The following is a 20,379-nucleotide window of genomic DNA, read 5'->3' as shown; positions in this document are numbered from 1 at the left end:
ATGTGCCGTCCCGCTCCCACCCGCCCCGTCCGTCGGAGGAACCGATGAACAACGGCGCCGCTGCGCCCGGCCAGATCGCGATCGTCGGGATGGCCGCCCTGATGCCCTCCGCCGGTGACCTGGAAAGCTACTGGCGCAACCTGATCGGCGGGGTCGACGCGATCACCGACGTTCCCGCGCACCGCTGGGACGAGGAGTTCTACGACCCGGAGCAGTCCCACCGGGCCGACCGGATGTACTGCCGGCGCGGCGGGTTCGTCGACGAGTACGCCACCTTCGAGCCGCTGCGCTTCGGGGTGATGCCCGCCTCCGTCGGGGACATCGAACCGGACCAGCTGATCACGCTGGAGGTGGCCGCCGCGGCCATCGAGGACGCGGGCGGCGGCGACCGGCTGCCGGCCCGCGACCGGATCGGCGTGATCCTCGGCCGGGGCGGCATCCTCAGCCCCGCGCAGGCCCGCTACGCCCAGCGGGTGCGGATGTCCAGCCAGGTCGTCAGCATCCTGCGGGAGCTGATCCCCGACGTCGACCCGGCCCGGCTGGAGCTGCTGCGCAAGAAGTTCGACGAGCGGCTCGGGCCGTACCAGCCGGAGGGGACGATCGGCCTGGTGCCGAACCTGGCCGCCTCCCGGGTGGCCAACCGGCTCGACCTGCGCGGTCCCGCGTACACCATCGACGCCGCCTGTGCCTCCTCGTTGATCGCCGTCGACCAGGGCATCACCGAGCTGGTCAGCGGACGGCTGGACGCGGTGCTCGCCGGTGGCGTGCACCACGTGCACGACATCAGCTTCTGGTCGGTGTTCAACCAGCTCCGGGCGCTGTCCCGGCAGGGGGAGATCCGGCCGTTCGACGCCGCCGCCGACGGGCTGCTGATCGGCGAGGGCACCGGCGTGGTGGTGCTCAAGCGGTACGCCGACGCGGTCCGCGACGGTGACCGGGTCTACGCGGTGATCCGGGGCAGCGGGGTGTCCAGCGACGGCAAGTCGGCCAGCATGTTCAACCCGGCGGTCTCCGGCCAGGTGCTGGCGATCCGGCGGGCCTGGGAGTCCGCCGGGCTCGACCCGACCGCACCGGACGCGCTGGGGCTGCTGGAGGCGCACGGCACCGGCACCCCGACCGGGGACGCCGCCGAGCTGACCACGGTGGCCGAGGTGTTCGGCCCGTACACCGGTGGTCCCCGCCCGGTGATCGGCTCGGTGAAGTCGATGATCGGGCACACCATGCCGGCGGCCGGGGTGGCCGGCCTGATCAAGGCGGCGCTCGCGGTGCACCGGGGGGTGCTCCCGCCCACCCTGCACTGCGAGACGCCGCGCAAGGAGATGGCGGCGACCCGGTTCGCCCCGATCGCCACCGCCCAGCCGTGGGAGAGCGACGGTCCGCGCCGGGCCGGGGTCAACGCGTTCGGCTTCGGCGGGATCAACGCCCACCTGATCATCGAGCAGGCCCCCGTGTCGGTGGGCGAGCCGGTGGTCGCGCCGACCGCCCCGACCGCCGGCCGGGCCGTGGTCGACGAGCCGGACCAGGTGCTCTGGCTGGCCGCGGCGGACCCGGCCGGGCTCGCCGACCTGCTGGCCCGCGACGACCACGAGGTACGCCGGCTCGGCGTCGAGTTGGCCGCCCGCTCCGGCGGGGACTCCCCCGGGCCGGCCCGGCTGGGCATCGTCAACCCGACGGACAAGCTGCTCGCGGTGGCCCGCAAGTCGGTCGACCGGGGGCAGGCGTGGCGGGGTGGGCGGGACATCTGGTTCAGCCCCCGACCGCTGCTCGGCCCGGGGGCGGGCAAGCTCGCCTTCGTCTTCCCCGGCCTGGAGGCGGAGTTCTCCCCGCGTACCGCCGACCTGGCCGCCCACTTCGGCCTGCCGGACCGCGAGTGGTCCGCCGCCGACCTGGGCCGGCACGGCGCCGGCCTGATCGAGGTGGGCAAGCTGCTCGACGAGGCGCTGGCCCGGATCCGGGTACGCCCCGACGCGGTCGCCGGGCACAGCATCGGCGAGTGGACCGCCGCCGCGGTCAGCGGCCAGGTCAGCACCGCCGCGATGGACGAGTTCCTCGACCTGTTCAACGCCGACTCGGTGGAGGTCTCCGGGTACGTCTTCGCCGCCGTCGGGGCCGGCGCGGACCGGGTGACGCCGCTGCTCGGCGACTACCCCGGGGTGGTCCTCTCGCATGACAACGCCCCGGCGCAGTCGGTGGTCAACGGCCCGGAGTCGCAGGTGGACCGACTGGTGGAGGCGTTGCGCACCCGCAACATCCTGTGCCAGAAGCTGCCGTTCCGTTCGGCGTTCCACACCCCCGCCTTCGCCGACGGGCTCACCTCGATCGGCGCCGCTCTGGGCCGGTGGGAGGTGCACCCGACCCGGATGCCGGTCTGGTCGGCGACCCTGCACGCGCCGTTCCCCGCCGACGAGGAGTCGGTCAACCGGATCTTCGTCCGGCACATGATGGAGCCGGTCTGGTTCCGGCAGACCGTCGAGGCGATGTACGACGCCGGGTTCCGGGTGTTCCTCCAGGTCGGTGCCGGGCAGCTCGCCTCGCTGATCGGCGACAACCTGCGCGGGCGTGACCACCTGGCGATGCCGGTGAACACCGCACACCGCAGCGGGCTGAACCAGCTCCGCCGGGTCGCCACCGCGCTTTGGGTGGAGGGCGGCACGCCGGACCTGTCGGCGCTGGACACCGTGGGCCGTCCCCCGGCGGCGGCCACGACCGGCGGCCCGGCCCCGGCGACGCCCACCGCCACCGGCCCGGCGAAGCCCGGCACCGGCCGGCGTGGCCCCCGGATCAAGCTCGACCTCGGCGGGCCGCTGGTCCGCCTCGGTGCGGACGCGGCCGGACTGCTCGGCGTGACCACGACGACGGACGGAACGCCGACGAACGGAGCGCCGACGAACGGGACGGCCCCGACGAACGGAGCGGCCCGGTCGACCGGGCCGGCACCGACGAACGGGACGACGACGAACGGAGCGGCCCCGACGCCGCCGCCGGCCGCCGCGCCGCCACCCGCCACCCGACCGGCCGCCGCGCCGCCACCCGCCACCCGACCGGCCGCCGCGCCGCCACCCGCCACCCGACCGGCCGCCGCGCCGCCACCCGCCACCCGACCGGTGCCGGTCGCGCAGGCGGCCGGACGGCCCGGTGGGCAGGGCGACCCGGCCCGGCCCGGCACCGCGCTGGACGCGTTGCAGGGCCTCGCGGGCGAGTCCAGCGCGGCAGCGGAGTTCGCCGCCCTGCTGCGGGAGAACACCCGGAACCGACCCGCGGTCGGGACGCCGGCGACCGGTGGCAACGGCACCGCGACGCCGGCCCGGACCGCACCCCCCACGGTCGCGGGGCCGTCCGTCGCACCGGCCGCACGGCCGCCCGCCGTCGCGCCGGTGGCGCAGCGGCCCGTGACACCGGCCGCCCCGGCCCGCCCGGCGGTCGCCGGGGCCGGCACGGAGGTCGGGCGGATCACCCGGCGGATCTCCCTGGAGACCATGCCGTACCTGCTGGACCACTGCTTCTTCGTGCAGCCCGACGACTGGCCGGACCCGGAGGACCGGTGGCCGGTGGTGCCGGCGACGGCCCTGGTCGCGCACATGATGGAGGCGGTGGAGCAGCTGGTGCCCGGCGTCCCGGTGGTGGCCGTGCACGATGCCAAGTTCAACAAGTGGCTGATCGCCGAGCCGGCAACCGACGTGGAGATCGTGGTCCGGACCGCCGGCCCGAACAGGTACGCGGTCGTCTTCGCCGGCTACGCGCGGGCGACGATCGAGGTCGGCACCGGGTACCCGACGCCGCCGCCGGTCTGGACCCACGACCCGGCCACCGAACGACCGCCCACCCTCGGCGCCGCCGAGATGTACGCGGAGCGGTTGATGTTCCACGGTCCGCAGTTCCAGGGCGTCACGGAGGTGCACGCGCTGGGCGACATGCACGTCCGTGGCGTGGTCACCGCGCCGGTGCCGCCCGGTGCGCTGCTGGACAACGCGCTCCAGCTCATCGGCAACTGGTTGATCACCACCCAGCCGTTCCGGACGGTCGCGTTGCCGGTGGGGCTCGGTCAGGTGCGGTTCTACGGGCCGCCGCCCCCGGCCGGCCGGGCGTTCGAGTGCGTCGCCCGGGTCCGCCTCATCGACGACGGCAAGCTCGTCGCCGACACCCAGCTCAGCTACCAGGGTCGGGTGTGGTCGGAGATCGAGGGGGCGGTGGACCGCCGGTTCGACAGTCACCCGCAGGCCCGGGTGGCGGAACGGTTCCCGGAACGGCACCCGATGTCGCTGTTGCAGCCCGAGGGCTGGACGATGGCGTTCGACTGCTGGACCGACCTGGTCACCCGGGGCATGGCGGCCCGGGGCATCCTTGGCGGCGCCGGCTACGCGGAGTTCGAACGGCAGCCGGCGAAGACCCGCAAGCAGTGGATGCTGGGCCGGATCGCGGCGAAGGACGCGGTACGCGCCCGGCTGTGGGAGGACGGCCACACCGACATCTACCCGATCGAGCTGACCGTCGGCAACGACCCGGACGGGCGGCCGTGGGTACGCGGGCGGCCCGGCCGCGGGCTCGGTGACTGCGACGTCTCGCTGGCGCACTGCGCCGAGATCGGCGTGGCGATCGCCCGGCGACGGTCGGCGGACGCGACGGCCGGCAGCCCCGGCGTCGGCATCGACGTCGCGGAGGTCACCGACCATCCGGAGAGCACCTTCACGTTCGCCCTCACCGCCACCGAGCTGACCCTGCTGTCCTCCCTGGCGGGTCAGGACGCCGACGCCCGGCGGCTGTGGTTCACCCGGTTCTGGGCCGCGAAGGAGGCGGTCGCCAAGGCCGAGGGCACCGGGCTCGACGGCTCACCCCGCCGGTTCCGGGTGTACGCGGCCACCGACGCCGGGCTGACCGTCGAGATCGGCGGGCGGGCGTACCGGGTCGGCTGCCGGGACGTGGCCAACCCCGAGGATCTGCCGCCGCGCCGGTACGTGGTCGCCTGGACCTGGGGGCCGGAGCCGGCGCCCAGCACCCCGCCGGGGGTCTCCCGGCCGTGAACCGGCACCCGGCACACACCGCAGTCCCGCCCATCCGATCAGCAGAAACCGAAGGAGCAACGACCATGCCTGCGGCCCAGGACACCATCCTCGCCGAACTCACCGAGATGATCCACGCCGTGCTGGGTGACTTCGCGGACGACCAGGTGGTCACGATGGACACCTCGTTCTCCGCCGACCTGGGGATGGAGAGCATCGACGTCATCGCGCTCGCCGGCCGGCTCCAGTCCCGCTACGGCGACACCGTCAACTTCGCCCACTTCGTCGCCAAGCTGGACCTGGAGACCGTCCGGGAACTCAAGGTCGGGCAGCTCGTGGAGCACATCGCCGAGTCGCTGGCGCAGGCCGACGAGGTCGGGGCGGGCAGCCGGTGACCATGGTCCGGGCGAACGGGATCACCCTGCACACGCAGCGGCTCGATCCCCCCGGTCCGGCCGTCGACGGCCGGACCGGGCCGACGCCGACCGCCGTGCTGATCCACGGGATGGCCTCGGACACCATGGCGAGCTGGTACTTCACCCTGGCCGAGCCGCTGTCCCGGGCCGGTTTCCCGACCGTCCTGTACGACCTGCGCGGTCACGGGCGCAGCGAGCGCCCGGCCACCGGGTACGCCCTGGGCGACTTCGTCGACGACCTGGCGGCGCTGCTGGCGGCGCTGGAGGTCGACGGTCCGCTGCTGCTGCTGGGCAACTCGTTCGGCGGGACCATCGCGTTCGGTTACGCCGCCCGGCACCCGGACCGGGTGGCCGGCATCGTGACCGTGGAGTCCGCCCCGCCGATCCCGGAGTGGATGAGCCGGGTGCGGCAGCGGCTCGCCCGGGTCGCCGCCCGGCTGCCCCGGGCGGAGACGGTCACCGAGATCGGTGCCCGGCGCGGGCGCGTCGCTGCCCAACGGGCCGCCGAGACCGGTCGTATGCTCACCGACACCAGCCTGGCGCAGGAGCTGCCGGCGAGCCCGCTGCCGACCACCGAGGCGCTGGCCGCGATCGGCTGCCCGGTGCTCTGTCTCTACGGCGGCGACTCGGCGGTGATGGAGCTGGCCCCGACGGTCCGTGGGCTGCTGCCGCAGACCCGGGTCGCGGTCCTGCCCGACCAGAAACACACGGTGCTGATCGACCGGCCCGAGGAGATCCGCCGGTTGGTCTTCACCTGGCTCGCCGAGGACTGCTCGCTCGACGTCTCCCAACCCACCACCGCATGACGACGCGACACGCAGGAGGTCTTCCGATGGACACCCCGATCACCGGCCGGTCGATCATCATCAGCAACGGCCGGTGCGGATCCACGCTGTTGTCCGACCTGATCCACGAGGAGCCGGGCACCCTGAGTGCCCAGGAGTTCTTCATGTCGGTGGCGCCGTGGGCCCGCAGCGCCGAGGTGATCAGCGGTGCCGAGTACTGGGCGGTGCTGGCCAGCCCCAAGGCGGAGCTGGCCACCCTGTTCCGGATCGGGCTGCCGCCGAAGGAGGTCCGCTACCCGGCGACCGGCCGCTGGGCCGACCGGCTGACCGAGCTGCCCCGGATCCTGGCGATCACCCTGTCCAAGCTCACCACCGACCCGGACGCGCTGTTCGACCAGCTCGCCGAGCGGGTGCCGCAGTTCCCCGACCAGCCCGTGACCCAGCACCACCGCGACTTCCTGGACCTGCTCGCCGTGCTGACCGGCAAGACCCGGTGGGTGGAACGCTCCGGCGGCTCCAGCCACGTGGCGCCCTACCTGCTGCGGGGCTTCCCGGACTGCAAGATCGTCTACCTGACCCGGAGCTGGGAGGACACCGCCCGGTCGATGAGCCGGCACTCGTCGTTCCAGCTCCTGCAGCTGCGGGTGGAGTTCCTCGGCAAGTGCGGCCTGGACCCGTTCCGGATCGAGGACGACCAGGCGGTGCCGGAGGCCCTGCAGCCGTACCTGCCGGACCGACTGACCCCCGACGCGCTGCGCGAGCGCGGCCAGGACCTGCGCCGCTACCTCGGGTTGTGCGCGTTCATGAGCAGCCAGGCCGACCAGGCGCTGCGGGACGTGCCCCCGACGCACCTGCTGCGGATGTCGTACGAGGACCTGGTCGCCGACCCGGTGGCCGAGTTGACCGGTCTCGGCACGTTCCTGGACTTCCCCGATCCGTCCGGATGGGCCGAGCGGATGGCGCCGCGGGTGGTCGCCCCGGCGCCCCGGAAGCTGCCCGCCGCCGTCTGAACGGTCCCTGTGTGTCCCTGCCCGTCCCGGGTCCGGCCATCGGCGGGGCCCGGGACGGGTGTCCCCCTTCCTTCGGAAAGAGAGATAGTTGGTGAATCCACTCCGGATCTCCGCGCGACGGTTGTCGACCGTCGTCGCCGTACTCGGACTCGGGTCGGTGTTGGCGGTTCCCTCGGCGGCGCTCGGCGTGCCGCTGGACGCCGCCGACGCGGCCAGCGTGGCCGGCACGCAACAGGGCAGCCCGCAACTGCTCGCCAAGGCCCAGCCGGACGAGTGTTTCGCCGGGATCGGCCTGCCGTACCCGGCCGGCCCGCCGTGCGCCACCGGCCAGGCCAAGGTCAACCAGGCGTACCTGTGGGGGATGACGCGGGCCGGCAAGACGCTGTGGTTCGGCACCGGAGCGAACGTCAACTGTCTGACCAGCGGACGGGCGTTGCGCAACACCACGCCGACGGTCAACGACGACTGGGCCTGCGAGTACGGCGAGAGCCAGGTCGCCAAGCGCAACCCGCAGCTGCCGCCGATCCTCGGCGACCACCGGCAGCCGCGCCTCTACACCTACGACACCCGCGCCAACAAGCTGACCGAGAAGACCGACCTGGTGAAGGCGGCCTCCACCGACGACGCGAACCGGTTGCAGACCACCGCGGGCATCCGGGCGGCGGGCAACTTCAACGGGGTGGCCCTGCTGGGCGGCCCGGCGCTGGGCACCAGCGTCAACCTGTTCGCCTTCGACACCGACACCGGCGCGTTCCTGGGTTCCCGCAACTTCCCGATGTACGGCAACATCCGGCACTTCACGGTGGCCGGTGACGCGCTGTACGCCGGGGTGGGCGTCGGGGCCAACGGCGGTGAGCGCGGCAACGTGCTGCGCTGGACGGGGAGCAAGTCCGACCCGTTCGCGTTCACGGTGGTGGCGAACCTGCCGGCGCAGGCCGCCGACCTCACCGTCCACCAGGGGCGTTTGTTCGTGACCACCTGGCCGGGCTCGGACGCCGAGCTGGCCGGGCCGACCGCCGGTGCCGCCGCGCCGACCACGAGCATCGCCGCGGTGTGGATGAGCCCGCTGCTGGCGTCAGGCGCCCCGGGGCTCAACCCGGAGGACGCCGACGGCTGGCAGCAGGTGTGGAGCGCGTCGTCCTACGAGCCGGACCCGGTGGTCGCCCGCGCCTACGCCCTGGGCGGTCTGGCCTCCTACGGCGGGTTCCTCTACTGGGGCACCATGCACGTGCCGATGAAGGCGACCACCCTGCACATGACGACGTACCCGCCGGCGGACGACGCGGCCGCCCAGGCGACCATCCAGAACACCCAGCGGTCGATCAGCATCTACCGGGGGCGCAACTTCGGCTCCCACTTCGAGAAGGTCGAGCTGCTGTACGGCGCGACCGAGCTGCCGGCGTACGACCCCGCGGCCAACAACGGGGCCGGCGCGTGGGCGTTGCAGTCGACGCACCAGACGCCGAAGTTCGGGCCGCCCGGGTTCGGCAACCCGTACAACAACTACACCTGGAAGATGGTGGTGGCCGGCGGGAAGCTGTACGTCGGCACGATGGACTGGAGTTACCTGGCCAAGGAGCTGGGCGACGAGACCGCCGCCGAGCTGGGCCTGTCGCCGGATCTGGCCGACGACCTGGCCCGCGCGCCGATGGACGCGGCCGGGATGCGCGCGAGCGCCCTGCCGGAGGCGGTCTACGGCGGTGACCTGTACGCCTTCCCGTCGCCGACGAAACCGGCGACGACGGTGGACAACACCGGGTTGGGCAACTACCTGAACTACGGCATCCGCAACATGGTCGCCGACGGGGCCACCCTCTACCTGGGCATGGCCAACCCGATGAACCTGCGGACCGACCCGAGCGACGACGTTCCCGAGGGCGGCTGGGAGCTGATCCGGCTGCGGGGCGGCTACTGAGTTCCGGGTCGCCGGCCCGGTGACAGCGCCGTCTCCGGGCTGGCGACCCCACTCCCCGTGGGACCGGCGTGGCGCGTCCTCCGGCCGGCGGGCCGGGAGGCGGGTGCTCCGTGCCCGTTTGCCGAATCCTGGCGCGTCCCTGACGTTCCTCGAACATTCCCGGGCGAAAGTATAATTATGATGCCTTTTACCGCATTTCGTGATGAAGTCAGGCGGAGCCGCCGCCAGCCGGCGGGCCGGCTCGCGGGAACGCTCGCCCTGCTCGTCGCCCTGACCTCCCTGGCCGGGTGCACTCCCGAGCGCCGGGACGCCGCGCCCGGCGGCGCGGGGTCCGAACCGGCGGCCAGCGCCCCGGCCACCGGCGACGCCCGGCCGGCACCGGACGTCCCCGTCGGCAGCTCCACCCACGACCTCACGGTGGACGGTCGGAAGCGTACCTACCGGCTCTACCGGCCCACCTCGGCCGACCTCACCAAGCCGGTCCCCCTGGTGGTGATGCTGCACGGCGCGGCCGGCACCGGCGAGCAGGCCGAGCAGGCGTACGGCTGGACCGGACAGGCCGACCGGGGCGGCTTCCTGGTGCTGTTCCCGGACGGGCTGAACCGGGCCTGGGCGGTCGGTCCACAGTGCTGCGGCGCACCCGCCCGGGACGGTGTCGACGACGTCGCCTTCATCACCGAACTGGTCACCACCGTCGGCCGGGAACTTCCGGTCGACCCGGCCCGCCGGTACGTCACCGGGATCTCCAACGGTGGGCTGCTGGCGTACAAGCTGGTCTGCGACACCACGACGTTCGCCGCGATCGGCGCGGTGGCCAGCACCCTGACCGGGCAGTGCCCCGCCCCGAAACCGGTCTCGGTGCTGCACATCCACGGCCGCCAGGACCAGACCATGCCCTACGGCGGCGGCCCCGGCCGCCGGGACAACAACGGCACCGGCCGCAACCCGGTGAAGATCGACGGCCCACCCACCCCCGAGCTGGCGGCCCGCTGGCGGTCCGTCGACTCCTGCGGCGCCCCGACGGTGACCACGGACGGCCCGGTCACCCGGGCCACGGCGAGCTGTGCCCAGGGCCGCGCCGTCGAGCTGATCACCGTCGCCGACGCGGGACACCAGTGGCCCGGCGGACGGCCCAACCCGCCCCGGGCGGAGAAGCTGCTCAACCTCGATCCCCCCTCCACCGCGCTGAACGCCACCGACACGATCTGGCGGTTCTTCGCCGCCCACCCCCAGCCCGCCGGCGGCTGACCGGCACCGTCGCCCGCCGGCGGCTCACCGGCACCGTCGCCCGCCGCCGGCACCGCGGCACCCGCACCCAGGACAGGAGTTGAGATGCCCAGCAGAGACGGGCCGGCAGTGGTCGAGGTCGACGATCTCGTCAAGCGTTACCCCCGGGCCGAGACCAACGCGGTCGACGGGCTGTCGTTCACCGTCGCGCCGGGCGAGATCTTCGGGCTGTTCGGGCCGAACGGCGCCGGCAAGTCCACCACCGTCGGCATCCTGACCACCCGGCTGCGGGCCACCGGCGGCCGGGCGGTGGTCGGCGGGGTCGACGTCGGCCGGGATCCGGCCGCCGCCCGGGCCCAACTGGCCGTGGTCCCCCAGCACAACAACCTGGACCGGGCGCTGACCCCCCGGCAGAATCTCGTCTACCACGCCACCTACCACGGGGTACGGCGGCGGGACGCGCAGGAGCGCGCCGCGGAGCTGCTGGAACGGTTCGGTCTCACCGACCGGGCCGACCGGAAGATCGAGGCGTACTCGGGCGGGATGGCGCAGCGGCTGATGATCGCCCGCGCGCTGGCCCACGAGCCGGCGGTGCTCTTCCTCGACGAGCCGACCAACGCCCTCGACCCGCAGACCCGCCTGCTGATCTGGGGGCAGCTCCGCGAGCTGCGCCAGCGGGGGGTGGCGATCGTGCTGACCACCCACGCGATGAACGAGGCGGCCCGGGTGGTCGACCGGGTCGGCATCGTCGACCACGGCCGGTTGCTCACCCTGGACACCCCGACCAACCTGGTCCGGGGCCTGGCCGGCGACGCGCTGCTCGACCTCACGGTCACCCCGGCCGGTGGGGACGATCCGGACACGCTCTGCGCCGCGCTCGGCGAGCTGACCGGCGTCCGCAAGGCGGAGCGGGTGGCGACCCCGACCGTGCCGGCCGGGTGGCGGCCGGGCGGCGGGGCCGGGCTGGCCGGGGCCGGCGCGGGTGGCGCCGGCATGCTGGCCGCGCTCGCCGCCGGGGCCGGCGGTGGCCGTCCCGGCGCGGGCCGGCTGGCCGCCCTGGCCGGCGCGGGCCTGCTCGGGCGCGGCGGGGCGGCGGGCAACGGCGGTCGCGGCCGGCTGCGCATCCGCCTGCACCTGGCGGGCGATCCGGCCGCGCTGCTCGGCCCGGTGGTGACCGCGCTGGCCGCCCGGTCGGCGCAGATCAACGCGGTCGACATCGGCGAACCCAGCCTGGAGGACGTCTTCATCGAACTCACCGGAAGGCAACCGCGGTGACCGCACTCGACACCCCCACCCCGCTGCTCCCGACGCACCAGCCACGCTCCCGCCCCGGGACCGGGCGGGTGTTCGCCGCGGTGCTGCGCCGCGACCTGATGGTCACCGGCCGGGAACTCTGGATCATCCTGGTGCAGGTCGGGCTGACCCCGCTGTTCATGCTCTTCGTCTTCAACACCGTCCTCGGCAGCCAGGGGCTCGTCGGGCGTGGCTTCGCCGACGTGTTCCTGCCCGGCATCATCGCGCTGGCCGCCCTCACCACCGCGTTGCAGAGCGTGGCCCTGCCGCTGGTGAAGGAGTTCGGCTTCACCATGGAGATCGAGGACCGGCTGATGGCGCCGCTGCCCACCGGGTACGTGGCGATCGGCAAGCTGGTGATCGCCACGGTCCGGGGGCTGCTCGCGGCCGTGCTGATCTACCCGCTCGGCGCGCTGATGGTCGGTTCCGCGCCGTGGCGGCCGGCCGGGCTGCCACTGGCGTTCGTGGTGGCGCTGCTCGGGGCCTGGATCGGCGGGGCGATCGGGATGAGCCTGGCCACCACCCTGCCGGTGCAGCGGATCAACGTCGCCTTCTCGGTGATCCTCACCCCGATCATCTGGACCGGCTGTATCCACTACCCGTGGCCCCGGCTGTCGTCGGTGCCCTGGTACCAGGTGGTCACCGCCCTCAACCCGATGACGTACGTCTCGGAAGGGGTGCGCGGGGCGCTGCTGCCCGGCGTGCCGCACCTGCCGGCGTGGGTGTGCCTGACCGTGCTGACCGGGGTGGCCGTCGTGCTGACCTGGGTCAGTGTCCGCTGCTTCAACCGCCGGGCGATCCAGTGACCAGGCCCGCCCCGGTTCCGCCCCCGTACCCGACCGGCCCAGGAGTTGCCATGGCAGACCCCACCCCCGCCGAATCCGACGCGGCGCTCGCCCGCCGGCTCGCCCTGCTCGCCGGAGAGCTGCTGCTGCGGGTACGCGCCAGCCACGGCCACGCCGACCCCGCCGCGTTGAAGGCCGCCGGTGACCGGGCGTCGCACGACTTCCTCCGGGCCGAGCTGGCCCGCTGGCGGCCGGCCGACGCGGTGCTGTCCGAGGAGGACGAGGACTCCCGGCTGGTCGACACCGGCGACGGGGTGTCCCGGCGCACCGCCGACCGGGTGTGGATCATCGACCCGTTGGACGGCACCCGGGAGTTCTCCGAGTCGGGGCGGTCCGACTGGGCGGTGCACGTGGCGCTCTGGGCGCGGGACGCGACGACCGCGCACGGCCTGGTGGCCGGGGCGGTCGGGTTGCCGGCGCAGGGCCGGGTGCTGGCCACCGACCTGCCGACGCCGCCGCCGGACGGATCCGGCGGGGTGATCCGCCTGGCGGCCAGCCGCAGCCGTCCCCCCGCCTTCCTGGCCGAGCTGGCCGAGGAGGTGGGTGCCGAGCTGGTGCCGATGGGCTCGGCCGGAGCGAAGATCGCGGCGGTGGTCACCGGAGAGGTGGACGCCTACATCCACGCGGGCGGCCAGTACGAGTGGGACTCCGCCGCGCCGGTGGCGGTGGCCACGGCGGCCGGGCTGCACGCGTCCCGCATCGACGGCTCGGCCCTGACCTACAACGAGGCGGATCCGCGCCTGCCGGACCTGCTGGTCTGTCGCGGCGAGCTGGCCACCCCGCTGCTCGCCGCGCTGCGGCGGCAACTGGCCGGCACGGCGGCCCCGTCCGGCTCCCCCGTCCCCCCATCCGGAAAGGACCCGCGATGAGCAGCGAACCGGCTGCGTACCAGGTCTCCCAGCTCGACGAGCTGGAGGCGGAGAGCATCTTCGTGATGCGTGAGGTGGTCGCCGAGATGGAGCGGCCGGTGCTGCTCTTCTCGGGTGGCAAGGACTCGATCGTGATGCTCCGGTTGGCGCAGAAGGCGTTCGCTCCGGCGAACATCCCGTTCCCGGTGATGCACGTCGACACCGGGCACAACTTCCCGGAGGTCCTCGACTACCGCGACCAGCGGGTCACCGAGCTGGATCTGCACCTGATCGTGGCGAGCGTCCCCGAGGCGCTGAACCGGGGCCTGGTCAGGGAGTCCGGGGACGGCATGCGCAACCGGATCCAGACGCCGGTGTTGTTGGACGCGGTGGAGAAGCACCGGTTCGACGCGTTGTTCGGTGGGGCGCGGCGGGACGAGGAGAAGGCGCGGGCGAAGGAGCGGGTGTTCTCGTTCCGGGACGAGTTCGGGCAGTGGGATCCGAAGAACCAGCGGCCGGAGTTGTGGTCGTTGTACAACGGTCGGCATCATCCGGGGGAGTCGATCCGGGTGTTCCCGTTGTCGAACTGGACCGAGTTGGACATCTGGCACTACATCGCGCGGGAGCGGGTGCCGTTGCCGTCGATCTACTACGCGCACGACCGGGAGGTGGTCGAGCGTGACGGCATGTTCTACGCGGTCAACGAGTTCTTCCAGCCCCGGGCGGGTGAGGAGCCGTTCACCGCGCGGGTGCGGTACCGCACCGTCGGGGACGCCTCCTGCACCGCCGCCGTCCGCTCGGACGCGGACACCGTGGAGAAGGTGATCGAGGAGGTCGCGGCCACCCGGATCACCGAGCGCGGCGCCACCCGGGGCGACGACCGGGTCAGCGAGGCCGCGATGGAGGACCGCAAGCGGGAGGGGTACTTCTGATGAGCACCGACATGCTGGCACCGGCCGGCTCGCCGACCGAGGCCCGGCCGATGGACCTGCTGCGGTTCGCCACCGCGGGAAGCGTGGACGACGGTAAGTCGACCCTGATCGGGCGGCTGCTCTACGACACGAAGTCGTTGTTCACCGACCAGCTGGCGGCGGTGGAGGCGGTCAGCGCGGCCCGGGGCGACGAGTACACCAACCTGGCGTTGCTCACCGACGGGTTGCGGGCCGAGCGGGAGCAGGGCATCACCATCGACGTGGCGTACCGCTACTTCGCCACCCCCCGCCGCAAGTTCATCATCGCCGACACCCCGGGGCACATCCAGTACACCCGGAACATGGTCACCGGCGCCTCCACCGCCGACCTCACCCTGGTGCTGGTGGACGCGCGGAAGGGGCTGGTGGAACAGTCCCGGCGGCACGCGTTCCTGTGCTCGCTGCTGCGGGTGCCGCACCTGGTGCTGTGCGTCAACAAGATGGATCTGGTCGACTTCTCCCAGGAGGTCTTCGAGCAGATCGCCGACGAGTTCACCGCGTTCGCCGCGAAACTCGACGTACCGGACCTGACCGTGGTGCCGGTGTCGGCGTTGCAGGGCGACAACATCGCCACCCGCTCGGAGAACATGCCCTGGTACGAAGGCCCGTCCCTGCTGCACCACCTGGAACGGGTACACATCGCCTCGGACCGCAACCTGGTCGACGTCCGGTTCCCCGTGCAGTACGTGATCCGCCCCCAGTCGACCACGGTCACCGACTACCGCGGCTACGCCGGTCAGGTCGCCTCCGGCGTCCTCAAGCCCGGCGACGAGGTGATGGTCCTGCCGTCCGGGTTCACCAGCCGGATCAGCGCCATCGAGACCGCCGACGGACCGGTCGACGAGGCGTTCCCCCCGATGTCGGTCACCGTCCGCCTCACCGACGAGATCGACATCTCCCGCGGCGACATGATCTGCCGACCCCACAACGCCCCCACCCCGACCCAGGACATCGAGGCGATGGTCTGCTGGATGGACGAGACCCGCCCCCTCCAGGTCGGCGGCAAGTACACCATCAAGCACACCACCCGTTCCGCCCGCGCCATCGTCCGCGACTTGCACTACCGCCTGGACATCAACACCCTGCACCGCGACGAGACCGCCGGTGAGCTGAAACTCAACGAGATCGGCCGGATCCGGCTGCGCACCACCGTGCCGCTACTGGTGGACGACTACCACCGCAACCGCACCACCGGCGGCTTCATCATCATCGACGAGGCCACCAACCGCACCGTCGGCGCCGGCATGGTCATCCAGCGGGACTGACCCCCGCCACCTGCGGGTCGGCCCGGCGGCTCCCACCGCCGGGCCGACCGTCCGGGCCGACCAGGGCCAACAGTCAGGGCCGACCAGGGCCGACGGTCAGGCAGACCAGGACCGACGGGTCAGGGCCGACCCGCCGACCCGCCGGGCCGACCGGCGTCGACCGTCGGGGCCGGTCGGGGCGCGGTGGCCCGAACCAGCGGGTGAGGGCGGCGGGCAGCCCGTCCCCGTCCGGCCCGGTCCCGGTCGACTGCCAGGCCACATGGCAGTCGGGACGCAGCAGCAGCGCGGTCGACGCCCCGCCGCCGGCCGCCCCGGCGGGCCGCTCGGTCGGGCCGGGGTCGGCCTCGAACGGCCCGGTGACCACCTCGACCCGGTCCCGCCACGGTTCGGCCAGCGGGGCGAGGACGCCGGTGGGGTCGAGCAGCAGCGCCCGGGCGGACCGGGTCAGCTCGGCCAGCCGGACCGGGCCGGCGTCGGTACGCAGCACCAGGTCGGGCGCCCAGCGGCCGACCAGCGGCCCACCCGGTGCCCCCATCTCGTAGCGGACGTCCGAGCCGGCCAGCAGGGCGGCGACGCGGGCGGCGTTGGCCGGTTCGTCGAGCAGCTCACCGAGGAGCACGCGCAGCGCGGTGACCTCGCTGCCCGGGGCGATCAGCGCCGACTGGGCCTGGGTCGACATGGTCACCCGCAGGGCCACCGGGCGGCGTTCCTCCTCGTACGAGTCCAGCAGCCCCTCCGGGGCCCAGCCGTGCAGCTGCGCCGCCAGCTTCCAGCCGAGGTTCACCGCGTCCTGCAGGCCGAGGTTGAGCCCGGGGCCGCCGATCGAGGAGTGCACGTGGGCGGCGTCGCCGAGCAGCAGCACCCGGCCGACGCGGTACCGTTCGGCGATCCGGGTGTTGCCGCCCACCAGGCGACGCAGCAGGTGCGGCCCGGCACCGGCCGGTGGACCGAGCGGCACGTCCGCGCCGAGCACCCGGGCCACGCTGGCCCGCAGCTCGGCGAGGGTCAGCGGGCCGTCGAACGCGGTCGACTCCGGCCATTCGATGGTGGTCAGGCCCGGTGGACGGCCGGGGAAGGGCGCCCACGCGATCAGACCGTGTTCGGTGCGGGTGTGCCGGAACGGTGCCACGGTGCCGTACCCGGGGACCACCAGACCACCGGTCGTCGGGTCGACCAGCTCCGCGGGCAGGCCGACCTGGGCGGTCCGGGAGACCGTGCGGTCGGTGGACACCCCGGGGAAGGCGATCCCGGCCAGCCGGCGGACGACGCTGTGCCCGCCGTCCGCGCCGACGAGGTACCGGCAGCGCAGGGTGGTGCCGTCGGAGAGGGTGACCCGCACGGCGTCGGCCTCCTGGGTCAGCCCGGTCACCTCGCACCCGCGCCGGACCGGCACGCCCAGCTCGGCGGCCCGCTCGGCGAGCACCCGCTCCAGGTCGCGCTGCGGCACCGGGAGCAGGTGGAGCGGGTTGTCCACCACCGCCCTCAGGTCCAACGGCAGCGCGCCGAAGACGAACTCCGGCTGCGGCCGCGGTGGCCCCGGGTCGTCGCCGAGACGCTGGTACAGGCCACGCCGGTCGAGCATCCGGACCACCTGACCGACCAGGCCGTTGGCCCGCTGTTCGGTGGTGGGTGCCGCCAGCCGTTCACACACCACCGGCCGGATCCCGGCCAGGGCCAGCTCGGTGGCGAGCAGGAGGCCGTTCGGGCCGGCTCCGACGATCACGACGTCATGCATGGCAGGTTCCCTTCCTCGGGCGCGGTCGACCCACCCACCGGCGGGGCCGTGGGCAGGGCAGGGTGGAGCGGTGGGACGGCCGGGAGTCCGGCGGTGGGGATACGGGCGCGGCGCGATGGGCGGTAGGCGGCGCGTCGGTGCGACGGGAGGGGCGGTAGGCGGTAGGCGGCGCGTCAGTGCGGCGCGGGTGGCGGTAGGCCCGCCGCGAGCTGGGCCAGCGCGTCGGGGAGCAGCCGTTCCATCGGGACCGGCGGGTCGGCGCGGACGAAGTGTCGCATCGCCGCGGTGACGGCGGCGTTCACGCTGGCCGCCACCAGGTGCGGGTACAGGTCACGCTCCAGGTCGGTGCCGGTGCGCTCGGCGACGGCCGCGGCCAGCTCGACCTCGGCGAGCGCGCCCGCCCGCAGCATCTCGCCCTGGAGCGCCGGCTCGGCCAGCATCACCCGGAGGCCGTCCGCCCACTCGGTGGGCGAGTCCGGTGGCCACTGCCCGACCTCCGGTCCGGGGGTGAACTGGGCCATGACCGCCGCGATCAACGCGGTCCAGAGTGGTTCCCCGGTCGGCCGCACGCGCAGCGCCTGTGCCGTCCGCCGGCTGCGGTCGAGGTGCCGCGCGGCGATCGCCTCGGCCTTGCTGGAGAAGTAGTTGTTGAACGTGCGCGGGGACACGCCCGCGGCCTGGGCGATGTCGTCCACCAGGACGTTGTCGAAGCCGTGGGCCACGGTCAGGCGGATGGCGGCCCAGCTCAGCGCCGCCCTGGTCGCGTTCTTCTTGCGCTCCCGTAGTCCGCTCACGAGACCAGCGTACAGGAAAGTGCGTGGCACGCAATATTACGTGCCACGCACTTTTTGCCGTCAGCTCAGGCGGTGACCGCCGGACTGGCCCGACCCCGGCGACGGAAGGCGAAGCCGGCGAAGAGGAGCAGCACCACCGTGGACGCGACGAGGCCACCGGTGAGCACCAGCCCGGAGTGGTCCGCCCTGGTCGCGGCGGTGGCCGGGTGCCCGCCGAAGGAGACCGAGCCCGTCGCGGTACGCCGGGTCCAGCCGCTGGCGAGGTCGAGGCGGGCGTTCCACGGGCCGTCCGGCAGCCGGGGATCCAGCTGCACCCGTACGGTGGTGGTGGCCCCGAGCGCGAGCGTGTCGGCCTCGGCGCGGACCGGCCCGACCGACAGCCCGCCCGGGCCGTCGGTGAGGCGTAGCTGGCCGGCGAGGTCCAGCGCCCGCCGCCCGGTGTTGCGCACCTCGGCGGTGACCACCGGCGCACCGTCGCCGTCCCGGTCACCGGCGAGCCCCGTCACCTCGAAGCCCGACGGGGGTTCGCCGCCCGGCCCGACCGACAGGTACACCCGGATGCCGGCCCGGCCGATGTTGCGCACGTTCTGCCCGTCGACGGTGGACACCTCGGCCCAGATGACCGCGTACCGCTCCCCGGCGGACGCCTTCTCCGGCACCGTGATGGTCACCGTGAGCACCGACTCGTCGTCGGGCTCCAGCTCTACCTCACCCTGGTCGACGGTGATCCAGCTGCTCAGCTCGTTGGGCGTCCGGTCGGGCGCGAAGACGAAGCCGCTGCGGTCGACCTCGGCGGCGGCGGCGTAGACGGCGATCTTCCGCTCGACCTCCGAGACGTTCTTGACCACGATCCGCCGCTTGATGGTCGTCCCGGGATGGACGTGGTCGACGATGTACTTGTGCGCCCGGCTGTCGTCACGCCGGTTCACCGGGGCGTCGAGCAACCGGATGCCGACCGCCGCGGCCGGGCCGCTGAAACTCGGGCTCGGCGCGGGCGACGGCGGCGCGGCAGACGCCGGTGCCCCGGCGGTCACCAGGACGGTGACGGCCAGGACCACGGCACGGAGTCGGTCAGGCCACCGAATGGGTCACCGTCCCCGTGTAGAGGCCGCCGACGGCCGACGGCGGCAGGGTGATCCGGAGGCTGGGGTTCCAGGTGGCCGTGTTGTTGCCGCTGCCGGAGGTCTTGGAGAAGGCTGTCCGGGGCAGGTTGAGGGTCACCGCGTCGGCCGAGGTGGGTTGGCCGGGCACGAAGGTGCCGGTGCCGGTGGTGGAGATCGCCGGCCCGGACCAGTACTCCACCAGGTTGGGCAGGATGGTCTCCTCGCCCGAGCCTCCGCCGGTGGTGAACGCGGTGCTGGTGACCGACGCGGTCCAGGTCGCCGAGAGCGCCGCCCGGCTGTCGGTGACCGTGACGTTGCCGAGCGAGCCGCTGATGGTGGAGCCGGCGAAGGCCGCGCCCAGGTTCACCGAGGCCGGCACGGTGATGTCCAGGTTGGCGGTCGACACGGTGAAGGTGACGATGGTGTCGCCCGACGGGGCGGCGGCGGCGGGCGATGCTACGGCGAGCACCGCCGCCCCGGCGGCCAGGGCGAGCAATGGCTTCTTCATGCCCACCACGCTAAACACCGAAAGCGCTCATATCTGTCATTCAGCGCGAATCACTCATTAGGCGACAGAGTGCGTGATGGTGCCGGTGTACACGCCTGCCACCGCAGCCGCGGGGATCGCCACCCGGAGGGTGGGTGCCCAGCTCACGCTGTTGCGCTGGTTGCCCGAGGTCTTGCTGAACGCGACCCGCGGCACGGTCAGCGTCACCGCCTGCGCGGCGGTGGCCTGACCCGGCACCTTGGTGCCGCCGCCCGACTGCTTGGTCACCGGGCCCGACCAGTAGGAGACCTGGGTGGCGGCGATGGTCTTGCCCGCACCACCGCCGGCGGTGGTGAACACCGTGGTGGACACGGTGGCCAGCCAGGTGTTCGGGTTGGTCGTCCGGGTGTCGTTCACGGTGACGGTGCCCAGCGAGCGGCTGAGGGTGGCCCCGGGCACGCCCGCACCGAGGCTGGCCGTGGATGGCACGGTGATGTCGAGCCCGACCACCAGCGCCATCGCCCGCACACGGGGGACGGGTGCCGCGCCGGGCGGTGCGACACCGCCCACGAGCAACAGCGGGCTGACCAGGGCTGCCAGGAGATGCACGGACGACACTATAGGAGATTTATGGGCGTTTTGTCCAATATGAAGTCCCGTTCACCCCTCCTCCGCCCCGACAACAGTG

The 20,379-nt window shown here is 73.5% G+C and carries 16 protein-coding genes; 11 read left to right on the top strand and 5 right to left on the bottom strand.

Annotated features, from left to right (window positions below; translation table 11 throughout):
* The first annotated feature begins 44 nt into the window (after positions 1-44).
* The 11 genes from O7625_RS19670 (at position 45) to O7625_RS19620 (ending at position 15,572) form a co-directional block, all read left to right on the top strand.
* Positions 45-5,018 carry a type I polyketide synthase gene (locus tag O7625_RS19670; RefSeq protein ID WP_282340429.1) on the top strand — a complete coding sequence of 1,658 codons (4,974 nt, stop codon included), beginning with the start codon at positions 45-47 and terminating at the stop codon, positions 5,016-5,018.
* Positions 5,019-5,083: 65 nt separating this feature from the next.
* Complete coding sequence (locus tag O7625_RS19665; protein WP_067315344.1) at positions 5,084-5,392, top strand: acyl carrier protein; 309 nt, start codon at positions 5,084-5,086, stop codon at positions 5,390-5,392.
* 2 nt (positions 5,393-5,394) lie between these two features.
* Positions 5,395-6,219, top strand: a complete 825-nt coding sequence (locus tag O7625_RS19660; protein ID WP_282347010.1) for an alpha/beta hydrolase — start codon at positions 5,395-5,397, stop codon at positions 6,217-6,219.
* A 26-nt stretch (positions 6,220-6,245) separates the two neighbouring features.
* Positions 6,246-7,208, top strand: coding sequence for a sulfotransferase domain-containing protein (locus O7625_RS19655; protein WP_282340428.1), 963 nt, complete (start codon positions 6,246-6,248; stop codon positions 7,206-7,208).
* A 91-nt stretch (positions 7,209-7,299) separates the two neighbouring features.
* Positions 7,300-9,123 carry a hypothetical protein gene (locus O7625_RS19650; protein WP_282347009.1) on the top strand — a complete coding sequence of 608 codons (1,824 nt, stop codon included), beginning with the start codon at positions 7,300-7,302 and terminating at the stop codon, positions 9,121-9,123.
* A 180-nt stretch (positions 9,124-9,303) separates the two neighbouring features.
* Positions 9,304-10,371, top strand: coding sequence for a PHB depolymerase family esterase (locus O7625_RS19645; protein ID WP_282340427.1), 1,068 nt, complete (start codon positions 9,304-9,306; stop codon positions 10,369-10,371).
* 84 nt (positions 10,372-10,455) lie between these two features.
* Positions 10,456-11,625 carry an ABC transporter ATP-binding protein gene (locus O7625_RS19640; protein WP_282340426.1) on the top strand — a complete coding sequence of 390 codons (1,170 nt, stop codon included), beginning with the start codon at positions 10,456-10,458 and terminating at the stop codon, positions 11,623-11,625.
* Positions 11,622-12,449, top strand: coding sequence for an ABC transporter permease (locus tag O7625_RS19635; protein ID WP_231932689.1), 828 nt, complete (start codon positions 11,622-11,624; stop codon positions 12,447-12,449). Before O7625_RS19640 ends, O7625_RS19635 begins: the two co-directional genes overlap by 4 nt.
* 50 nt (positions 12,450-12,499) lie before the next feature.
* Complete coding sequence (locus O7625_RS19630; RefSeq protein ID WP_282340422.1) at positions 12,500-13,357, top strand: inositol monophosphatase family protein; 858 nt, start codon at positions 12,500-12,502, stop codon at positions 13,355-13,357.
* Positions 13,354-14,268: a sulfate adenylyltransferase subunit CysD gene (cysD, locus tag O7625_RS19625; protein WP_282340421.1), complete on the top strand. Its 915-nt coding sequence runs from the start codon at positions 13,354-13,356 to the stop codon at positions 14,266-14,268. The genes O7625_RS19630 and cysD overlap by 4 nt, the downstream gene beginning before the upstream one ends.
* Entirely contained in the window at positions 14,268-15,572 is a 1,305-nt protein-coding gene (locus O7625_RS19620) for a GTP-binding protein (RefSeq protein ID WP_282340420.1), read from the top strand. Before cysD ends, O7625_RS19620 begins: the two co-directional genes overlap by 1 nt.
* Positions 15,573-15,645: 73 nt before the next feature.
* On the opposite strand, the gene O7625_RS19615 is transcribed toward O7625_RS19620, so the two are convergent.
* The 5 genes from O7625_RS19615 to O7625_RS19595 form a co-directional block, all read right to left on the bottom strand.
* A complete protein-coding gene (locus O7625_RS19615; RefSeq protein WP_282340419.1) occupies positions 15,646-17,307 on the bottom strand; it encodes an FAD-dependent monooxygenase in 1,662 nt (553 codons plus the stop codon).
* A 173-nt stretch (positions 17,308-17,480) separates the two neighbouring features.
* Positions 17,481-18,101: a TetR family transcriptional regulator gene (locus tag O7625_RS19610; RefSeq protein WP_067313758.1), complete on the bottom strand. Its 621-nt coding sequence runs from the start codon at positions 18,099-18,101 to the stop codon at positions 17,481-17,483.
* Between the two features lie 65 nt (positions 18,102-18,166).
* On the bottom strand, positions 18,167-19,159 hold the full coding sequence (locus tag O7625_RS19605; RefSeq protein WP_282340418.1) for a hypothetical protein: 993 nt from the start codon (positions 19,157-19,159) through the stop codon (positions 18,167-18,169).
* A gap of 13 nt (positions 19,160-19,172) precedes the next feature.
* The gene (locus O7625_RS19600) at positions 19,173-19,712 is read right to left on the bottom strand and encodes a hypothetical protein (protein WP_282340417.1); all 540 of its coding nucleotides are present in this window, start codon (positions 19,710-19,712) and stop codon (positions 19,173-19,175) included.
* 57 nt (positions 19,713-19,769) lie between these two features.
* Positions 19,770-20,300, bottom strand: a complete 531-nt coding sequence (locus O7625_RS19595; protein WP_282340416.1) for a hypothetical protein — start codon at positions 20,298-20,300, stop codon at positions 19,770-19,772.
* Positions 20,301-20,379: the final 79 nt, after the last annotated feature.

This window comes from Micromonospora sp. WMMD714 (assembly GCF_029581315.1).
GTDB classification, from domain to species: domain Bacteria; phylum Actinomycetota; class Actinomycetes; order Mycobacteriales; family Micromonosporaceae; genus Micromonospora; species Micromonospora rifamycinica.
This window is presented reverse-complemented; position numbering and strand designations above follow the sequence as displayed.